1 protein-coding gene is annotated in these 1092 nt (G+C 45.8%); it reads right to left on the reverse strand.

What is annotated here, in order from left to right; genetic code table 11:
- Positions 1-39: 39 nt before the first annotated feature.
- A complete protein-coding gene (locus NH462_RS22825) occupies positions 40-987 on the reverse strand; it encodes an IS30 family transposase (protein ID WP_253107827.1) in 948 nt (315 codons plus the stop codon).
- Positions 988-1092 lie beyond the last annotated feature (105 nt).

Below are 1092 nucleotides of genomic sequence, written 5' to 3' on the forward strand. Positions count from 1 at the left end.
TCCCGAATTCAACTCTGAAGTGCGACACTCTCTACAAAATTAAGCAGCCTGTGTCATTTCTTTGAATACCACTGCTGGCTGCTTAAAGCTCAAACACTTTCTTGGCCGATAATTTATCCGCGACATAGCGAATTCAACATCAGCATCGCTTATTTCTCTCAAATCGGTGCCTTTCTTTATATATTGTCGTAGCAGACCATTTGCATTCTCGTTTGCCCCACGCTCCCAAGAACAATAGGGGTGTGCAAAGTAAAACTCTGTTTCCAAAGTCGCCGAAACGAGCTCATGAGCTGCAAACTCCCTTCCATTATCTGCTGTGATTGTGTGCACGTGATTTTTATACGGCGCAAGCAGTTCTATGGTTGCCTGCGCAACATCTTCTGCTGATTTTGATGGGGCTTTTTTAACAAGGTAAAAACGTGTTTTTCGCTCTAAAACGGTGACCAATGCACCCGTTCCTTGTTTCCCCAGTACCGTGTCAATTTCCCAGTCTCCAAGACGTGTTCGACCCTCAACAACTTCTGGCCGTTCATCAATCGAAGTTGCATTCAAAATCGCTGGCCCCTTGTCCTTTCTTCCTCGCCTATATCGCTTATGTCCTTGACGCAGATGCTGATATAGCTTGCCACCATTACGTTTATCCAGTGCAATATAGCGATAAATCCACTCATGACTGACAGGCTGCTCCACACTCGTCAAAACGGCTGAAACTTGCTCCGGGCTCCAACCTTCTTGCAGCAATATTCGGATAAAGCCGATACGTTTTTGAGGGATACGGTATTTCTGTGCTGCTTTACGCTTCCCCATAGCCATTACGTGCGCCGAATAAGGGCAATAGGCTTCTTTCACTTTATGCCTTCTTAACTCTCGATAAACGGTGGAGCGATGGCATTTTACTTTTTTGGCGATCTCAGTCGCAGAGAACCCCTCTTCCAATAATATGGAAATCTGGTATCTTCTGCCCTCGGTCAACTGCTGATATCTCATGGTAGTACTGCTTGTTTCTTTGGCGAGAAGAGCGTACCACTTTCAGCAGTTGGCTTCCTCTTCTACGCGATCCCATGAGTGTCGCACTTATTATCTGAAATCAGG

The sequence above is a fragment of the Pseudoalteromonas sp. OANN1 genome (genome assembly GCF_024124685.1).
GTDB classification, from domain to species: Bacteria; Pseudomonadota; Gammaproteobacteria; order Enterobacterales; family Alteromonadaceae; genus Pseudoalteromonas; species Pseudoalteromonas piscicida.

What these genes read in the sequence shown, in the direction of transcription:
- NH462_RS22825 (WP_253107827.1), bottom strand. Translation starts at nt 987, where the DNA reads ATGAGATATCAGCAGTTGACCGAGGGCAGAAGATACCAGATTTCCATA.